The organism is Alistipes sp. AF14-19 (genome assembly GCF_003461645.1).
Lineage (GTDB): Bacteria > Bacteroidota > Bacteroidia > Bacteroidales > Rikenellaceae > Alistipes > Alistipes shahii.
This window is the reverse complement of record NZ_QTXM01000055.1, coordinates 1-585: the sequence shown is the minus strand read 5'-3', so window position 1 is coordinate 585 and position 585 is coordinate 1. Positions and strand designations below refer to the sequence as shown.

The 585-nt window shown below is 38.6% G+C and carries 1 protein-coding gene; it reads left to right on the top strand.

The window, feature by feature from the left end; translation table 11 throughout:
- Positions 1-70: 70 nt before the first annotated feature.
- Positions 71-585, top strand: a 515-nt coding sequence (locus DWW03_RS16375; RefSeq protein WP_147344336.1) for a tetratricopeptide repeat protein, incomplete at its 3' end; no start/stop codon positions are given.

Sequence of the window (585 nt, the reverse complement as noted above, 5' to 3'; positions counted from 1 at the left end):
GTTAATTTTGTCAGATATAAGTTAAATCGGTATTTTTTCGTATATTGGATAATAATTATTTGGGCTGTTTATGAAACGATTTATTTATGTTTGCGCCTTTTTTCTATGCTTGTGTTCATGTTCCGAGAGCAAATACATAGCCGAAGAACTAGAACGCACGCAGGAAATAATTAACGATTACCCAGACAGTGCGTTACACTCCTTGCAAGCTATCGTCCCCGGCAGTATTCGCAAAAAATCGACTAAAGCACATTATGGGCTGCTTTATTCGCTGGCGTTGGATAAAACAGGACAAACCATAGATACCGATTCGATGCTCCGTCCTGCAGTAAACTATTTCATGCGCAAAGGCACGAACCGACAAAAGTTCCTTTCTTGGTATTGTCTGGGGCGCATGGAATACAGCACAAATAATTATCAGAAAGCAACCGAATCATATCTTAAAGCGTTGGAGTATCGGGATATAATAGATGATCCTTACCTAATCGGAGTATGTAACTTCGTGTTAGGAGAATTGAATTTGAAGCAGAATAATTATCAAAGGGCTTTGTTTTATTATCAAGAAGCCTACGAAAACTATCAGGC